This window comes from Lactobacillus intestinalis (assembly GCF_024397795.1).
Lineage (GTDB): Bacteria > Bacillota > Bacilli > Lactobacillales > Lactobacillaceae > Lactobacillus > Lactobacillus intestinalis.
Genome location: NZ_CP072983.1, coordinates 467,134 through 487,119 on the forward strand (window position 1 = coordinate 467,134; position 19,986 = coordinate 487,119).

A 19,986-nucleotide genomic window follows, 5' to 3' on the forward strand; every position below is an offset into this window, starting at 1 on the left:
TTTAAAGTGGAATCAGAAGATTTAATGCAGTGAGGCTTATGGCCTCTTTAATTATGTAATAAAAAAATCCTGTCGATAGAATATCATAGATATCCATCAACAGGAAAAAGTATAGAGTCGATAAACCTTGATTTAATAGAATTTTTATTTTGAGTAAAAGTCCAAAATTAACTAAAAACAGGCTTTTTTCTCAAATATATTTTTTTGAACTTTTATATGTTAGTGTTATATAACACGTAAAATTATACAATGATGAGAAACGAGATTATAATGAAAGTGTAGTTTTTATAATTTACTAAGGAGAAAGTAAATAATGTTATCAAAAAACAATTATCACGAAAAGCTTCGTAAAATGGAGCCTAGAAAAGAACGGTTTTCAATTAGAAAGTTTTCTATTGGTGCCGCTTCTGTTTTAATTGGTTTCAGCTTTATGAGTATGGCTGGAAATCAAAAAGTTCAAGCCGCTACTGAAAAGAATTCTGTAGTAGTGACTCAAAATGCTGAGCAACAATCAAAGACTAATGGTGCTCAAAGTGCTGAGCAACAATCAAAGACTAATGATGCTCAAAGTGCTGAACAGCAATCAAATAAGATTCAATCAAGTGCAGCTGCAGTTAATGCACAAAATAGCAAAGCAGCTGATGCAGAGAAGGTAAAGACAACTACCACAAGTAATCAAAATTCTACTGATAGCAAAGTTACTCAATCTCCTGCTGCTAATAGTAATCAAAATTTATCAAAAGACGTTGCTAATAAGGAAGTAAAAGAAACTACTCCTGTAGAAGCAGCTGCTTCAAAAGAGGCTAAGAACGACGAAGCTACTCCTAAGACGGAAGCTTCTAAAAATACTAATACATTAAATCTTAATAGGGTAGGAGCAACAGATCTTAGTAAGGTACGAGCAACTCAATTTTTTGTTAGAGAAGAAAAAGTTGCTCCTCAAGAAACTCAAACAAAGACTTTGCGTGGTACACAAACTCAAGATGTATCAGACTGGCAAGGCTTTGTTAACGCTATGAATGATTCTAGTGTTGGTACTATTAATTTAACTAGTGATATTACTGTTGCTAACAAGGGTACTAATGTTAACGGCATTCATCGTCCACAACCGCTAATTAACTCTGGAAAGATGAATTTAACTGGCTCTAACATTTCTGGTGGATTAGATGTTGACGGTCAAGGACACGCCATTAACTTCGGTGCTAACTACTTAAGTTTTGATACTAATAATCAAAAAGATAGTAATCCTTGGGACATTGATTTCAAGAACTTAACTATCAATGCTGATGGTTATGACAATAGCTGGTCAACTTTAGGTGGCGCATTCAGTCCAATTTACATGGGCGGAGATGATATTAAGACTAATCTTTCTAAGAACAAGGTTACCTTTGAAAATGTGACTGCTGATGTTAAAAACGGTGCCTTTTACACCACTACTATGGCATTGCAAACCGGTGATGATCCATACACTACCGTAACTTTCAAAGGTAACAATAATATTACGTGTGAAGCAGTAAACGTAAAAGGTAACCAACTTTATAATTATTCAAGTGCTGTTTCAGCTTCCCACATTATTTTTGCGGATGGCACTAATACTATCTTTAATGTAAGCAGTGCGAAAACCAACAATGATCAAAATCCTGGTGGAAACATCTTGCGTGCTAAGGTTGAAGATGAGAAAAACGATACAGCTCCAGCAATCGATGTACAACAAGGTGCTACTGTTACCTTAAATGGTAAGTCTACCGATGTTAAAGGTATGCTTGTAAATAGTGCTATTACTGGTACGGTTCAAGTCGATGGTAATTTAAATGCTAATATGGCAGATGGTCATTCAATAGCTATTTGGGCTGGTAATTTAAACATTGGTAAGACTGGTGTTGTTAATATTGATACCAAGCAAAGTAATGATGGTACTGGTGCTAACGGTGTAACTAATTACAATGGTTATCACTATGCTCCAATTTCATTAGGTGTTGGTTTTGCCTTTAATGTTACTAATGCTGATTCAAACGTTTTAGATAATGCAGGTACATTAGTAATTAAACGTACTGGTGACAATAAGTCTACTTCACCATTGATTTCATTTGGTTCTGGTAATGGTACTGGATCTATCTTTACTGTGAATGTACAAAATGGTGCTACCTTGGATCTTCAAGATTCAGCTCAATCTTCAATCGCCGGTGCAACTACTAATACCCCTAACATCGGTTTAATTACAATGTGGGGAAGTGGAAATGGTAGCGCAACTAGTTCTGATACTATTAACATTACTAATCCAGCATATGTAAACTTCCAACGGACAGGAAAGCAAACTGGTACGTTACTTCGTCTTGAAAACCAAGTAAACCATGTCAACATTCAAAGTAATGGCGGCCGCAATCCATTGCCTCTTGCTCAATGGGATGAAGGTAACTATAATAACCCATCATATTACTGGTATATTAACAACCTCACAACTCAAAATAACTGGGGTAACAACTCAATCAGTGGTTTTGCTGGTGAAGGTCAAACTGTTGGTGCAAATAAGGCTGGTGAAGCTAAATTCCTTCACTCCAACGGTACTGTTACCATGGGTGGTAGCCAAGCAGGATTGAACCAATATCAATACACTGACGGTACAATTACCCAAGGACAACCAAATCCGGGTGTACATTATCAAACGCCATACTTAAATCAATTCTTGAATAACTTTAATTGGTGGACACCACAACAAATTTCTATGGGGACTAACCTAGAAACTAAAGTAACACCAACTGATGCTGACAAGTATCAACCAGTAGTTCAAACTATTGATGGTAATACTAGCCAAACTCTGAAGGATTTAACTGCTAAAGATGGTATTAAGGGCTTGCTTTCTAGCAATGGTACAGAGACAGATGATCTTTCTTCTGTTAAGAGCGTAAGTTGGTATGATGCAGCTACTGATGCTAATGAGTGGAAGAGCGTAATGGGCAATGAAGCAGCACCAACTAACCCAATCGGCAATCTTAAGACTAGTGATAAATCAGCTTGGGCAAAAGTAACCTACACTGATGGTTCTGTTGACTTTGCAAATATTCCATTGAAGATTACTGAACCAATGGCAAAGCTTTACACTCCATCATACAAGCCAGTAAGTGTTGAACAAGGTCAATCTACTACTGATGATCCAGCATTTACTGATCAAGCTGGTAAGGATGTAACTGCTCCAGCTGGAACCACCTTTACGACTGATACGGATACACCTAAGTGGGCAACTATTAATCCATCAACAGGTACTGTAACTGTTAAGCCAAGTACTGAGGTAACACCAGGTGCTTACAATGTTCCAGTAACTGTAACTTACCCAGATAAGAGTACCGATGAGACTACTGTGCCAGTAATTGTTACTAAGGCTGGTCAAACAGTAACTTGGGGTGATAATGGTGCAGTTGTAACTACTGTTGATACCTCTAAACTTAACGCTCACGAAACTACTGAAAATTCACAAGTACTTTCTCCAGCAACTGTTGTAACTGCAGAAGGCTACGAATTAACAAATGGGAAGCTTTCAACTACTGCTACGCCAATTACGATTGATCCATCAACTGTTAGCTGGACTACAACTCCAAATACTAATGTTGAGACTGCAACTGCAGCTGGTAAGGAAATTGAAAATAATACTATTAAGATTGACCTCACTAACAATAATGCCGCTAATAACATCCTAGGTTCAAAGAATGGTGTTGTAACTACTAATCCATTTACTATTGATGCTAAGGTGCAGGTGCTAAAAATGTCGCTACTCCAGTTAATGTGGCACTTGGCTCAGCCTTAACTAATGAACAATTTAATCAATTAGTGGAAAACAAGATCCCAACTGACGAAATTGTATCTACTACTTGGGAAACTAAGCCTAATGAACAAGGCCAAGGCGGCGTAATTAAGATCACCTTTACTGATAAGGCTGCAAATGGTCAACCAACTTACTTGAACATTAATATTCCAGCAAATTCAATTAAGGTAACAACTGATGCAGACAAGTACAAGCCAGAAGGGCAAGATGTTTCAACTAAGGTTGGAGAAGTTCCAAATCCAGCCGAAGGCATCAAGAATCCTGATAGTTTACCAAGCGGCACAACTTACACTTGGCAAAACACTCCAGATACCACTAAACCAGGTAAGAAACCAGCAGTTATTGTAGTAACTTACCCAGATGGTTCTAAGGACGAAGTTTCAACTAATGTAGTTGTTAACGCTAACCCAGAAATTAAGACGATTACTACAACTGTTGGTGGAGATCCAGCTGCCACTGAAGGAATTGCCAACTTGAATAATGGTGGTACTACTCCAGTTGATGGTTATCCAACAAGTGCAACTTGGACTACTAAACCAGATACTTCAAAACCGGGTGCAACTACTGGCACGGCAACTGTAACTTATCCAGATGGTACTACTGAAACAGTAACAATTCCTGTTGCTGTAAATGGTCAAGGTGATGTTACTGTTATCGATAATGGTCATGTCTTCAGCCTTCATGCCAATAATGTTGTAACTCACAAGACTTCTGACAAGAACATCATTGGTGAGCCCGTAATTGAAAACTTCAAGTTAAGCTACTACCAAGGTGGTCAAAACTACAGCAATCCATACATTTACACTTTGAATGCCGACAAGACTGCATATGTTCTTACCCAAACTGGTGATAATCCGGCTGGTGTAACTGTTAATGCTCCACAATCTATTAATGCTAGTGGCATTAAGATTAGTTGGACTGAAGCAGGTAAGGTTCTATTCAATAATGCATTAGGTGCAATCAAAGGTAATGGTCAACCATCAAGCTTAGTATCAGACAACAATGGTGGAACCAAGACGATTACTTATACTAACTGGACAAATGATCAATCTGGTTATCCTTGGTATTCAGCTGTTGTTAACAGCTCAGGTGTAAACTGGCCAATTTATGGTAAAGGTCCAGTATCAACTTATCCATTCCCATCAGTTTATATTTATGGTGCAGAAGCTAACGGTACTATTCCAAGTGTTAACTCCGACGTCGACGTTAGGGATTTGAAGACTGCTTTAGGAGATGCTTCAAAGCTTGTAAATACTAAGGATTTAACTGCTGATCATAATTCTGAATTTAGTTCAGTTAACTGGCAAACTTTACCAAGCCTTGATAAAGCTAATGCTAAGGCTCCTGCAACAGTACGAATTAACTTCACTGATGGTAGTTATCTTGATGTTCCAGTAGCTGTAAATGTAATCAAGGTTGATCAAGGTGTTGATGATAAGACTAACCACGACATTTATCGTGATATTACTCGTACGATTAATGTTGAAGGCGAAAGTACTCTAGTTATTCAACACGTAATTTACAGTCGCGCTAAGATAACTGATCTTTCTAAGCCAGCAGGTCAACAAATCAGTTACACTGATTGGGCACCTGCTAAGAATAGTGAAGGTCAAGCAGTAACGAACTTCCCACAATATGAAGTAACTAAACCTGGCTACACTGCTACTGCAACTGGTGCAACCATTGAAACTGTTAATGGTCAACAATATGTTCCAGCTTCAGCAACAATTACTCCAGATTCATCAAATGAAACTGTTAATGTAACTTACACTGCTAACGAACATACTTTAGTAATTAATTATGTTGACGGTGATGGCACTCTGGTAGGTACTTACAAGGTTCCTGGTAAGACTAATGAAACTGTTAATGTTGATGTATATGGACATGTTCCAACTAACTGGAAACTAGTTCCAGGCCAAAAATTTATCGGATCTTACAAATTCGGTTCAGATGATCCACAACCTGTAAATTACAAGGTTGAACACGGTACTGAGGTTGTTCCAGTTGACAAGGCCAACAAGGATACTTACCGGAAGATTACCCAAACCATCCAAGAAGTACCAGCTGGCAAGACTAATGCCGATATGCATGTTGTAAGAACTGCTTCAGTTGAATTTGAACGTACTGGTGTGAAGGACTTAGTAACTGGGAAGACTACTTGGAACGCATGGAACTCAAACAGCGAAACTTTCCCAGTTTACAACATTAAAGAACAAAAGGGCTACGACAGTTACGTAAATGGTGTTAAAGCAACAGAAGTAGCAGCAGTAACTGTAGATCCAGATTCACAAAACATTACTGATACTATTACTTACGTAAAACAAAATGCAACTCCAGTGCCCTATAATCCTTCAAATAAGGATATGAATAAGTCAGTAACCCGTACCATTAACTACGAAGTACCAGCAGGACATGAAGCAATTGCCCCAGTAACGCAAACCGTAGACTACACTCGTGATGTTAATGGCGTCGCAGGTTACCAGGATCCAGTGACTGGCGAGATTACCTGGAACGCATGGCACGTTAAGAGTGGTAAAGCCGAATTTGCTTCAGCTAGTGTAGAACAAATTAAGGGTTACGATTCATACGTAGATGGTACAAAGTCAACCGAAGTACCAGCAGCTGCAGTAACAGAAAAAGATGGCGAACCACAAAATGGGGCAAACGTCACAGTAAGTTACCAAAAGCAAGCTGATACTCCAGTACCATACAAGCCAGGTCAAGAAGGCGTAAACGATGACATGAACCAGTACGTAACTCGTACGATTGTGGTTCATGAACCAGGTCAAGATCCAGTAAGTCATGATCAAACCGTTCACTTTACTCGTGAAGATGCTCAAGGTAATGCCGGTTACACTGATCCAGTGACTGGCAAGATTACTTGGAACGCATGGCATGTGGCAGGTGAACTTAACCAAGCAAATGGTACTTGGGCAGAATTTAATGCACCAACTGTTAAAGGGTACACTCCAAGTCAAGCTAAAGTAGCAGCTGAAGAAGTTACTGCTGAAACTAAGAATGTCACTGTTGACATTAAATATGCTCCAGTAGCTCCAACTGGTCAAAATGTAACTACTAAGGTCGGTGAAGTACCAGATGCAGGGCAAGGAATTGCCAACAAAGATGATTTACCAGATGGTACTAAGTACTCATGGAAGACAACACCGGATGTATCTACTGAAGGTAATAAACCCGCTGTAGTTGTAGTAACTTACCCAGGTGGCTCAACTGTTGAAGTTCCGGTTACCGTAACTGTAACTAAGAACCCAACTGATGCAGACAAGTACACCCCAGAAGGTCAAGATGTAAACACCAAGACTGGCGTTGTACCAAATCCAGCAGAAGGCATTAAGAACAAGAGTGACTTACCAGATGGCACTAAGTACACATGGAAGGACACTCCAGATGTAACTACTGCAGGAGACAAGCCAGCTACAGTTGTCGTAACTTACCCAGATGGTTCAAAGGATGAAGTTCCAGTAACCATCCACGTAACCAACCCAGCAACTCCAACTGATGCAGATAAGTACACTCCAGAAGGTCAAGATGTAAACACCAAGACTGGCGTTGTACCAAATCCAGCAGAAGGCATTAAGAACAAGAGTGACTTACCAGATGGCACTAAGTACACATGGAAGGACACTCCAGATGTAACTACTGCAGGAGACAAGCCAGCTACAGTTGTCGTAACTTACCCAGATGGTTCAAAGGATGAAGTTCCAGTAACCATCCACGTAACCAACCCAGCAACTCCAACTGATTCAGATAAGTACACTCCAGAAGGTCAAGATGTAAACACCAAGACTGGCGTTGTACCAAATCCAGCAGAAGGCATCAAGAACAAGAGTGACTTACCAGATGGCACTAAGTACACATGGAAAGACACTCCAGATGTAACTACTGAAGGTAATAAACCAGCTGTAGTTGTAGTAACTTACCCAGATGGTTCAAAGGATGAAGTACCAGTAACCATTCACGTAACCAACCCAACAACTCCAACTGATGCAGACAACTACACTCCAGAAGGTCAAGATGTAAACACTAAGACCGGTGTTGTACCAAATCCAGCAGAAGGCATCAAGAACAAGAGTGACTTACCAGATGGCACTAAGTACACATGGAAAGACACTCCAGATGTAACTACTGAAGGTAATAAACCAGCTGTAGTTGTAGTAACTTACCCAGATGGTTCAAAGGATGAAGTACCAGTAACCATTCACGTAACCAACCCAACAACTCCAACTGATGCAGACAAGTACACCCCAGAAGGTCAAGATGTAAACACTAAGACCGGTGTCGTACCAGATCCAGCAGAAGGCATCAAGAACAAGAGTGACTTACCAGATGGCACTAAGTACACATGGGAGAAGACCCCGGATGTAACTAAGCCAGGTGAAAGTACTGGTGTGATTGTTGTAACTTACCCAGATGGCTCAAAGGACGAAGTAACTGTGAAGGTAATTGTTAATACAAACAATGTAACACCAGAAACACAACCAATTCACACTACTCCAGGCGTTCTTCCAAACCCAGCAGATGCTATTAAGAACAAGGATGAAATGCCAGCAGGTACTAAGTACACTTGGAAAGAAGTACCGAATGTCAATACCGTTGGTGAACACACTGGCGTTATTACAGTAACTTACCCAGATGGTTCAAGCGTAGACTTGACAGTTAAGGTATATGTCGATGCTGTCGCAAAGGAAAACAACAGCAACAACACTGCTCAAGTTATCACTAAGCATGTTGCGGAAACTAATGAAAAGAAGACTTCTGCAACTCCAGCACAACAAATTAAACATTCTGAAAAGGCTACTTTGCCACAAACAGGTGCTAAGTCTGAAAATACAGCTGGTATCTTAGGTTTAGCTATTGCTGCAGTAGGTAGTCTATTCGGATTAGCTGCTGGTAAGAAGCGTAGAGATAAGTAAATATTGTAAAGTTTAATTCTAAATATAGACAAAGAAAGAAGAGACTAGAGGCCTCTTCTTTTTTTGTTGCATAAAAACAAGTATTCTTATTTATTTATGCAATAAAAAATCCTGTCGATAGAATATCATATATATCCATCAACAGGAAAAAGTATAAAACCATTTTAATATGGATTAACTATTGACATGGTAATGACGCCGGCGAGTTCACAGATTAAGAAAGAACCACCGATAATAGTTGAGATCATCATAGGAGCTCATCTCCTTAAATAATATACGTTTTGTTTTTCTTTACACTTTTAATATAGCATGATTAAAAATAAAATGGAAGCGTTTACTATTGTGACATTAATAATAAAAAGTTATTGAATTTGCAAATTAATAAGTATTTCAAAAGTGAGTCTAAAGCAGATAAAATATGTGACCGAGGTGAAAAATATGAAGAAAATATGGCTGTCATTGGTTTTTCCTGTTGTACTTTTGCTTTTGATTATTACAGGATGCACAAAAGGTAGTGCAAAAAGTATCAATACTAAACATGTTCAAAATGGAAGTAGCCGTTCTATTCCAACTTTTTTCTTCCATGGTTGGGGATCAAGTGTTAATGCAGAACGTCATATGGTAAATGCGGCAAAGAATCGAGGAGTAACCAATGATGTAGTCACTGCAATTGTTAAGAGAAACGGCCAAGTAAGTTTAAGTGGTCGAATTTCTAAAAATGCAAAAAATCCAATTATTATGGTGGGTTATCAAGATAATCGAAATGGTAACTATCGCACCGATGCACGTTATGCTTATAATGCTGTAAAAGCTATTCAACGCAGATATAACTTCAAGAAGATGAACTTAGTTGGCCATTCACTGGGTAACATGGATATCATGTTCATGCTTTTGTATTATGGCCAAAACAAGAATTTCCCTAAAGTAAATCGTCAAGTTGATATTGCTGGTCACTTTAATGGAATTCGTGGAATTCAATCCACTGCTTATGCTCATGTAAATAAGGCTGGTCGTCTAAGCAAGATGGATAGTGACTATAAGCAATTGATGAAATTACGTCAAACTTATCCTAAGACCGCCAGTGTAATGAATATTCATGGTGATTTGCAGGATGGCACTCATTCTGATAAAGACGTTACTATTCATAGTGCTAAAAGTTTGAAATATCTTGTTTCCCCAAGAGCCAAGCATTATGAAGAACATCTAATTACAGGAGCTGGTGCTCAACATAGTCGTCTACATGAAAACCCAGAAGTTGATAAATTGTTAATCAAATTCTTGTGGGGAAAATAAGTAATAACATAACAATGAAAAAACAAAAAATAGGTAATTTTCTAAAAAAGTTACCTGTTTTTTATTTTTAATGAATCAGGCTGAATGCTTACTCCTAGTAGCAATATACAGAAAAGAGTTTATAAATATTTATAAAAATATTAAATAACACGTATCAAAATACTAGCAAATAAAATAAAGAATGTTATTATTTGAGTATGAAGGTGATTTTGACAGAGGGTCATCAACATGTGAAAACATAAAAACATAACAATGTAAAAAACATAACAAACGCAAACATAACAGAAGAATTAAGTAGGGGGCAATGATTATGCTATCGAAGAATAATCGTAGTCAAAAAATGGTAGCAACCGCTGAGCGGCAATCTCATTTTGGAATTAGAAAGTTAACGATTGGTACGGTTTCTGTACTTTTAGGAACTACTCTTTGGGTGGGGACACAGACCAAAGAAGTTCACGCTGATACTAATGGTGAAGGAGATCAAGAACAAAAGTCTAATGCTCAAGTTGTTGATACTGAAAATGCAAAAAAGGTAGTTGTAGTTTCAAAGAATGATTCAGCTAATACTGCTCAAACTAAGGTTCCACAGCAAGCACAATCACAAACTATTACTCAGCCTAAACAAAAAGTAGAGGCTCAAGTTAATAAAGATACTCAACAGTCAAATATTACTTCAAGGAACACAAATTCAAATACTTCAAAAACTCAAGCAGCTTCTACAACTGCTTCAGTTCCAGCAAGTAGTCAATCGAAGGCGCCAGTTTCACCTAAAACAAGTACCACTCAAGCTGCACGAGTGGCTAATACTAAACAATCACAACCAGTACAAAAATCAGTTGAAACTCCGACTTCTCAAGGTAATACTACACAAAGTCAAAAAGCCAACATCACTTTAAAACAAGATGCCACAATTAATACTAAAAATCTAACTCAAACTCAAGCAGTAGCTAAAACTCCTCAAATCTCAGCTCAATCGGGTAATTTGGGTAAAACTACTAAAAAAGAAAATTCACAAAATTACAATTTAACCCAAGCTGCCTTAAAAGGAACTAATGTCAAGTTAGATAATTTAAATAGTGAACTAGCTAAGTTGGCATTAGATGCTAAATTAGTGGCAACCCCAGATGAAGAGGTTGATACTAACAATAAAAATGACCAAACTAAGTCTAACAATGACTACCAAACTGTAACGGATTGGTCGGGAGTTCAAAATGCCATTAATAATGATGCCAAAGGAGTAAATATTCAAGGCACAATTTATGCGAATGGAAATTTGAATTTAGGCTATGGCCAAACCTTTACGATTAATGGTGTAAATGGGGCAAGTCTTAATTTAGGTTCGGGAACCTTAACTGCGACTGGTAATGTTACTTTTGCCAATATGAACATTACTAGTTTGAGTCAAAATGGGGCTGTTAGTTCCTCTCAAGGTACGCAGGTAACTTTTGATAATGTTAAATCCTCAGGCTCTTCTTTGTATATTGGTTCTGGGGATGTTCATATTAAAGGTAACACTACTACAAGTGTTGACTATGGAGCTCCACATGCAACTTCTTCTCAAATTACTAATCAAATTGGTAATAGCTGGCAAGGAATTAATCAAAATAACTGGTACAACGCTAACATCGTTGCCTCAAATGTTTATGTTGATGAAAGTGCCAACTTAACTGTTAATCGTCAAGTTGATGGTGATGGGATTGTAGTTACTGCTGGGAATAATCAATCACAAATGGGCCACGTAAAAGTTGATAATAATGCCACTTTGACGGTTAATTTGAAGAATGGAAATCAACCAGATTTACGTGCAAGTGAAAGCCAATTTAGTATTGGAAATGCTAATACAGCTATTCGAGCCTATAAAAATGGTTCATTTACTACAGGTGTTGGTGCCACGATTAACTTAAATGTAGGTCATGGACGTGGTATCGTCTTTGAAGAACCAGTTGGTGGTAATACTACTATTTATGGTGCCTATAACATGAACAATTGGTACAATGACCGGACTGTTACTCGTTCAGGAAATAATCAAAATGAATTTAAGCTCGGTGACTTTACTAATTTCAATTTATATGGTCGTGATGGGGTATTAATTGGTGATAATGCTCAATTTGTGACTGGTGAACACAGTATTTTGAAATTTAGAAATGGTGGTAATGGGGTCGCTATTGACGTCGATGCGCAGGCTAGAGTTGAAATTTCACCACACTCCGTTGTAGATCTTCAGTCTAATGGTAAAGATATGGCTGGGATTTGGAATGGTGGTAACTACATTGGTTTAGGTGAAAATGCGCAAATGGTTGTTGATCATGATGCGACATTTAAGTATCACTTAACTAATGCTTGGAAGAATGGCTCACCAAATTACGTCGACAACTTTAACATTGTTTCTGTTAAAAATAGTTCCCACCCATCTATTACAATTGGCAATAATGCTGTTTTTGATGGTCAAAGTGACTATCGGAATATTTTTGGTGAAATTGTCTCCTTCTCTTACAACGATGCTCCAACAGGGACTGCCGTAAATATTGAAGGTGCAAAATATGTTAACTTCCAAAAGAATTCCGTCACTACTCCTGGTGCCTTCCAAAATGTTGTGCCAATGGATCCAGAAGGCAAACACACTGGTAACTTGTTCTACTCCTGGCCGCACAACCTTTGGAATGTAGGCGGCAATACTTACAATGCTTATAAGTGGATGGATGAAGATATTTCTGCTGATACCTTTAATGACAAAGATTTTGATACCTTTAAGCAATCTATTCGTGATTTGAATAATTCATCAAGTGAGTATTGGAAGGGTGTTCAAGATTTAACCTTGGCCTATAACATGCACCGTTCACACCTTGAAGATATTACGCCAAATAGTCAAGTTGGGGTAAAGCATGGCTGGCTTGCGGGAAACAGTCAAGGGTATGGCTTCGACCCAGAATTCTCACAAAGAGTCGCCCTAATTGCCACAAATATTCCAACTGAAGATGATGTGGTAACCAATGATGATCATGCCATGAAGGTTATTGTTAAGTATGATGATTCACTCAAGCCTGGTGAAACGAAAGTTTTACAAAAAGGTACTCCAGGGAGAACGATCACTGTTACTCGGACCTATTACAACGTTAATGTTTCAAATCCAGATGATCCTATAAGAACAGTTAATACTAGCAAGGGAGATAATGGTCATCAACTTATCACTAAGGAAGTAACTCCATCAGTTCCAGAAATTATCGCTATTGGGCCTCAAACTGCCACCATTAACTATGTCAATACTGAGGGTCAACCAATTGAGGATAATAATCAACCGATTGTTGGTACTGCAACGGCTTCTCCTGTTGAAACTAATCAAGATGGGGATGTGATTTTTAATGCAGATGGCATCCCTACCGCAAACACCATTAACTATAACCAGGCTCCTGACCTGGCAAAAGCTGAAGCTGCTGGTTATCCAACCATTGTTTCTAATGAATGGGATACTAAACCGCACAAGTATAACATTGATGGTTTAACTAAAGATGCCATCATTCAAGCTGCTGAAAAGGGTGCTCAATTAAATGTTCCTGGTCCAACTTTCAAGGTTGTTTTAAAGAGAGCTGTCGAAAAACATAATGTGACAGTTGTCTTCCACGATACCACCACTAATACCACAATTCCAAATGTTGGTGGGAATACTGGCGACTATGATCCTGAAACTCCATTGACTAATACTAAATATACGCCAACTGACTACGATAACAATGTGAAGACTTTGGAAAATCAAGGCTATGTTCCTGATTATCCAGATAAAAAAGTTCCACCTTTGCCAATTGCAATTCCATCTAAAAACCAAAACATCGTTATTAACATGAAGCACGGCATTCAACCAGTTAACCCAACTAATCCAGGCAAGCCGGGTCAACCAATTAATCCAAATGATCCCAATGGCCCTAAGTACCCTGATGGCACCAGTGCAACTGATTTATCTAAAACTATCACGCGGACGATCAAGTATGAGGGCGCTGGCGACTTAACTCCAAAAAATCAAACCCAAAGTGTTGCTTTCCAGGCTCAAGGTTATCTTGATAAAGTTACTGGTAAGTGGGTCACTGAAGATGGCCAAGCAGCTGAAGGTTTAACTTGGACGCCAGCAAGTGGCAGTTTGAACGAAATTCCAGCAGTTTCTATCAAGGGTTATCATGTAACTAAGGTAGAAGCAAATTCAAATGGTCAAGATGTTACAAGCGCCAATGTTCAAAATAACGGAACCGTTAACGAAATTACGGTCAATCACAATTCTAATGATATTAATGTAGTGATTACTTATGCCCCTAATGGAACTGAACTTATAAATAAACGGACTATCGTTACTAAGCAAACTGTTCATTATGAGGGTGCGGGTGACTTAACTCCAAAGGATAATGTTCAAAGTGATTTTACATTCACTTATTCAGGCGATCTTTATGACACTACTACCAAACAAATTATTCGGATGGGGAGTTGGAATGCGGAAACTTATACTTATTCCAAAGTTAAAACTCCTGTAGTTAAGGGCTACTATGCTGATGAAGCTGAAGCCGGTGGCTTTACAGCAAAACCAGATGATCCAACTCATACTTACACCGTAACTTATAAACCACTTGGTAAAATTATTCCTGTAACCCCAGATGGTAATCCGATACCAAATGTACCAAATCCTCCATATGAAAATAATCCGACTAATCCAACTCAGGTTACTCCTAATGAGCCTGTGCCCGACGTTCCTGGTTATACTCCGGAAAAGAATACAATTACTCCAGAAAATCCAGGTAAAGATACTCCTGTAATCTATCACAAGAATGAAACTCCAACTCCGGAAACTGGTTCAGTAACTGTCACCTACCATGATGATACCGATAACACCACTATCCCTGATGTTGGTTATCAATCGGGTACTAAGGATGTCGGTACTCCAATTAACTATAATCCAGATCCAACGATTAAAGATTTGGAAAACAAGGGTTACAAGTTGGTTCCAGGTCAAGATATCAATATTCCAAAGGATATTACTAAAGGTAACCATGATATTGTCATTCACATGGTTCATGGAATGAGTCCAGTAAATCCAGACCATCCAAATAAGAATGTCAGTCCAAGTGAATATGAAAAAGATGTCACTGCTACTGTTCACTATGAAGGTGCAGGTAGTGCAACCCCAGCTGATAATGTTCAACATGCTCAATGGACTAGAACAGTGACGATTGACGATGTAACTCAAAAAGTAGTAGAAAATGGTCAATACACTACTGATTGGAAGGCTAACAAGGAAGATTATGATTTAGTCAAAACTCCAGTTGTTCAAGGTTATTACGCAGATAAGGCAGAAATCCCTGCTCTCAAGGTAACCATGGAGAATCTTAGAAATGTGGTTACTTACGCACCAAACGGAAAAATTATTCCAGTCGATAAAGATGGCAACCCAATTCCAGATGCACCAACCCCTCATTTTCCAACTAATCCAGATAATCCAACCACAACTACTGATGGGAAAGTGCCAAACGTTCCAGGTTATAAACCAGAAAGTGGTCAACCAGGTGATCCAGTCAAGCCGGGCAATAATCCAGGCGATGATGTGAAGGTTCCTTATGTTAAAACTCCCGATGTAATCACGGCTGAAGGTAAGGTAACTTACTATGATGAAACTGCTAAGAAAGTTTTATCAACGGTTGATTTGAAGGGTAACGTTGGTGAGAAGATTTCTTACACTACAACGGCTACGATTGCTAATTATGAAAATCAAGGTTATAAGTTTGTAAATAGTGACTTTAAGAATGGGGAAGAAACTTTCTCACGGGATGCAAGTGCTAATGACTTTAGGGTTAACTTTGTTCATGGTACTCAAACCGTTACCCCAGATAAACCGGGCGAACCTGGTCAGCCAATTAATCCAAATGATCCAGATGGACCAAAGTGGCCTGATGATACTGGCAAAGATAGTCTTGAAAAAGTCGGTAAGCAAACTATTCATTATGAAGGAGCAGGTGAGAAGACTCCTAAGGATAATGTCGAAACTACTAGCTTTACTAGAACTAAGACTGTCGATAAGGTAACTGGGGATGTAATCTCTGAAACTGATTGGACGCCAAAGAAACACGACTTTAATATCGTGAAGACCCCAGTTGTCGAAGGTTATCATGCAAATGAAGCCGAAGCTGGTGGCTTTAAGGCTACGCCAAGTGATCCAACTCATACTTACACGGTAACTTACTCACCAAACGGTAAAATTATTCCAGTTACACCAGATGGAACTCCAATACCAAATGTACCAAATCCTCCATATACCACTAATCCAGATAATCCAACTGGAGTAACACCGAATGAGCCAGTGCCAACAATTCCAGGTTACACCCCAGACAAGAATACGATCACTCCAGAAAATCCAGGCAAAGATACTCCAGTGATTTATCACAAGAATGAAACTCCAACTCGAGAAACTGGTTCAGTTACAGTCACCTTCCATGACGATACGACTAATACGACCATTCCAGGTGTTGGCTATCAATCAGGTACTAAAGACGTCAATACCCCAGTAAATTACAACCCTGATCCAACCATTAAAGATTTGGAAAATAAAGGTTATAAGTTAGTTCCAGGTCAAGACATCAATGTACCAAAGGAAATTACCAAAGGGGCTCATGATATTGTGATTCACATGGTTCATGGTACAACCACGGTAACTCCAGATAAGCCAGGTGAACCAGGCCAACCAATCAATCCTAATGATCCAAACGGACCAAAGTGGCCAGATGATACTGGTAAGAACAGCTTAGAGAAGGATGGTAAGCAAACCATTCATTATGAGGGTGCTGGTGAAAATACTCCAAAGGACAATGTTCAAACAACTACCTTCACTAGAACGGCCACTGTTGATAATGTGACTGGTAAAGTCATTTCAGAAACTGATTGGACTCCAAGCGAGCATACCTTTGGCACTGTGAAGACCCCAGTTGTCAAGGGTTATCATGCAAATAAAGCCGAAGCAGGTGGCTTTAAGTCAACACCAGATAATCCAACAAAGACCTACAACGTAACTTACTCACCAAACGGTAAAATTATTCCAGTTACACCAGATGGGGCTCCAATACCAAACGTACCAAATCCTCCATACACGACTAATCCAGATAACCCAACTAATGTAACACCAAACGAACCTGTACCAACAATTCCGGGTTACACCCCAGATAAGAGCACGATCACTCCAGAAAATCCAGGCAAGGACACTCCAGTGATCTATCACAAGAATGAAACACCAACTCCAGAAACTGGTTCAGTCACGGTTACCTTCCACGATGATACAACTAACACGACCATTCCAGGTGTTGGCTACCAATCAGGTGAGAAAGATGTTGGTACTTCCATCACTTATAATCCAGATACCACAATTAAAGATCTGGAAAACAAGGGTTACAAGTTAGTTCCAGGTCAAGACATCAATGTACCAAAGGAAATTACTAAGGGTGCACATGACATCACCATTCACATGATTCATGGTACAACCACGGTAACCCCAGATAAACCTGGCGAACCGGGCCAACCAATCAATCCTAACGATCCAAACGGTCCAAAGTGGCCTGATGATACTGGTAAAGATAGTCTTGAAAAGACAGGTACTCAAACCATTCATTATGAAGGTGCAGGAAACGAAACTCCAAAGGACAATGTTCAAACAACTACCTTCACTAGAACGGCCACAGTCGATAATGTAACGGGTAAAGTTATCTCAACTACTGACTGGACTCCAAGCGAGCATACCTTTGGCACTGTTAAAACTCCAGTCATCAAAGGCTACCACGCAAGCACTGCTGAAGCAGGTGGTTTCAAAGCTACGCCGAATGATCCAACAAAGACTTACAACGTAACTTACTCACCAAATGGGAAGATAATCCCAGTAACTCCAGATGGTAATCCAATTCCAAATGTGCCAAATCCTCCATATACCACTAATCCAGACAACCCAACTAATGTAACTCCAAATGAACCTGTACCAACAATTCCGGGTTACACTCCACAAACACCAAACGTTACTCCAACTAACCCAGGGACAGATACCAAGGTTGTTTACACAGCAACTCCAACCGAGGGTTCTTTAACCATTACTGTCCACGATCAAACCACCAATACTAACTTGCCACAATACGGCTACAATTCTGGTAATAAGGAAAGTGGCAGCAAAGTTACCTATGACTGGCACAAGGTGAAGACTGATCTTGAAGATAAGGGTTATCAAATCGTAACTCCAAACGTTCAAATTCCAAGTGTAATTGGTAAGACCGCTCAAACTATTACCATTGACGTAAAACATGGAACTGCTCCTGTAGGGCCAAACAATCCGCATGAACCAGGAACTCCAATTAATCCAAATGATCCAAACGGACCAAAGTGGCCTGCAAAGGATAATTACACCAAGAATTACACTTCAACAGTTCATTTCGTTGATCAAGATGGCAAAGAGCTCGCCAAGCCAGCCGTTCAAACTTCAACTTGGACGCGGACGCTTACTATCGATAAAGTAACTGGTAAAATTCTTAATCCTGATACGCCATGGACTAGCAACAAGACCGATTATGCAAACACTCCAGTTCCAGTAATCAAAGGTTATGTCGCTGATCCTAAGTCAAAGGACGGTTACCCCGTAAGCAACATTTTGCCAGGAAGAAAAGTGGTTCAAAAAGATATCAGTGACTCTGTAATCTACCATCAAATTGGTAAAATTATTCCAGTTACCCCAACTGGCAACCCAATTCCAGGTGCAAGCACTCCTCAATATCAAAACGATCCAAATAACCCAACCAAGGTCGTTCCAAACGAGCCGGTGCCAAGCGTTCCAGGTTATACTCCAAGTCAAAACACCATAACTCCAACTTCACCAACCAAAGATACGCCGGTTGTTTACACACCAAATAATCCAAATGTTCCTGTAACCCCTGATGTCACTACCATTCAGGCTAAACAAACAATTGAATTTGTTGATGGCGATGGCGTTCAACTTCTTCCATCTAATGTTCAAACTCACACCTTTACTTTGAACAATGGTGTATCAACTGAATCAAGCTATACCTTTGGCACAATTAAAGTTCCAGTTATTAAGGGCTATGTTGCTAACCTTGAAACTGCTGGTGGCAAGACGGTTACTCCGCAAGATCCTGATGCTAAGGTTGTAGTTGTTTACCATAAAATTGGGGAAATCATTCCGGTAACTCCAGATGGCAACCCAATTCCAGGTGCAAGCACTCCTCAATATCAAAACGATCCAAATAACCCAACCAAGGTCCTTCCAAACGAGCCGGTGCCAAACGTTCCAGGTTACACTCCAAGTCAAAATACCGTAACCCCAGCTTCTCCAACTGAAGATACTAAGGTGGTTTACAATAAGACAGATAACACGGTACGTCCACACCCACAGGTGGTTCCAAACAACAATAAACCTAAGAAGAATGAAACGGTTCGTCCGCACCCACAAGTAACTTCAACTAAGAAGCAAGCTAAGCCACAAACTCCAAAGGTTCAACCTACTCACAATGGTGGAACTAAGATTGTACTTCCTCATGGCCAAAGAATTACCTCTGAAGGTCAAATCGTAACTCCAAGTGGTCAAGTTGTTGGCTATGTTCAAAATAATGAACCTCATTATATTGAAGGTATCAGCTCTCAAACTCCTGTTGCAGAAAAGAAAGCTGCTAATAACGAATTGCCACAAACTGGTGAAAAAGATGATCTTACCGCCGCAATCTTAGGTGCCGCAGCTGCTTCAATCGGTTTGATTGGACTTGCTGGGGTAAAGAAGCGTCGTAAGGATTAGATATTGAAGGTATTAGTTATTACTAATAAGGAAACAAGATGTTTATACATCTTGTTTTTTTATATAGAAAATGAATATTGCTATCAGTAAAGAAATAAGTATAGATTTCAATTTTGTAGAGAATAAAATTATAAAAAATA

At 39.2% G+C, this 19,986-nt stretch carries 4 protein-coding genes; all 4 read left to right on the forward strand.

The annotated features are described in order from the left end of the window. Window positions 1-313: 313 nt before the first annotated feature. The 4 genes from KBW87_RS02410 to KBW87_RS02425 all read left to right on the forward strand — a co-directional run bounded on the left by KBW87_RS02410 (window position 314) and on the right by KBW87_RS02425 (window position 19,846). The gene (locus tag KBW87_RS02410; RefSeq protein ID WP_236695257.1) at window positions 314-3,799 is read left to right on the forward strand and encodes a pectate lyase-like adhesive domain-containing protein; all 3,486 of its coding nucleotides are present in this window, start codon (window positions 314-316) and stop codon (window positions 3,797-3,799) included. Then, window positions 3,778-8,748: a Rib/alpha-like domain-containing protein gene (locus KBW87_RS02415; RefSeq protein WP_255807181.1), complete on the forward strand. Its 4,971-nt coding sequence runs from the start codon at window positions 3,778-3,780 to the stop codon at window positions 8,746-8,748. The genes KBW87_RS02410 and KBW87_RS02415 overlap by 22 nt, the downstream gene beginning before the upstream one ends. Before the next feature lie 438 nt (window positions 8,749-9,186). Then, window positions 9,187-10,041: an alpha/beta hydrolase gene (locus KBW87_RS02420; protein ID WP_057810321.1), complete on the forward strand. Its 855-nt coding sequence runs from the start codon at window positions 9,187-9,189 to the stop codon at window positions 10,039-10,041. A gap of 310 nt (window positions 10,042-10,351) precedes the next feature. After that, a complete protein-coding gene (locus tag KBW87_RS02425) occupies window positions 10,352-19,846 on the forward strand; it encodes a mucin-binding protein (protein ID WP_255807182.1) in 9,495 nt (3,164 codons plus the stop codon). The last annotated feature ends 140 nt before the right edge of the window (window positions 19,847-19,986 follow it).

What these genes read in the sequence shown, in the direction of transcription:
- KBW87_RS02410 (WP_236695257.1), top strand. Translation starts at nt 314, where the DNA reads ATGTTATCAAAAAACAATTATCACGAAAAGCTTCGTAAAATGGAGCCT.
- KBW87_RS02420 (WP_057810321.1), top strand. Translation starts at nt 9,187, where the DNA reads ATGAAGAAAATATGGCTGTCATTGGTTTTTCCTGTTGTACTTTTGCTT.
- KBW87_RS02425 (WP_255807182.1), top strand. Translation starts at nt 10,352, where the DNA reads ATGCTATCGAAGAATAATCGTAGTCAAAAAATGGTAGCAACCGCTGAG.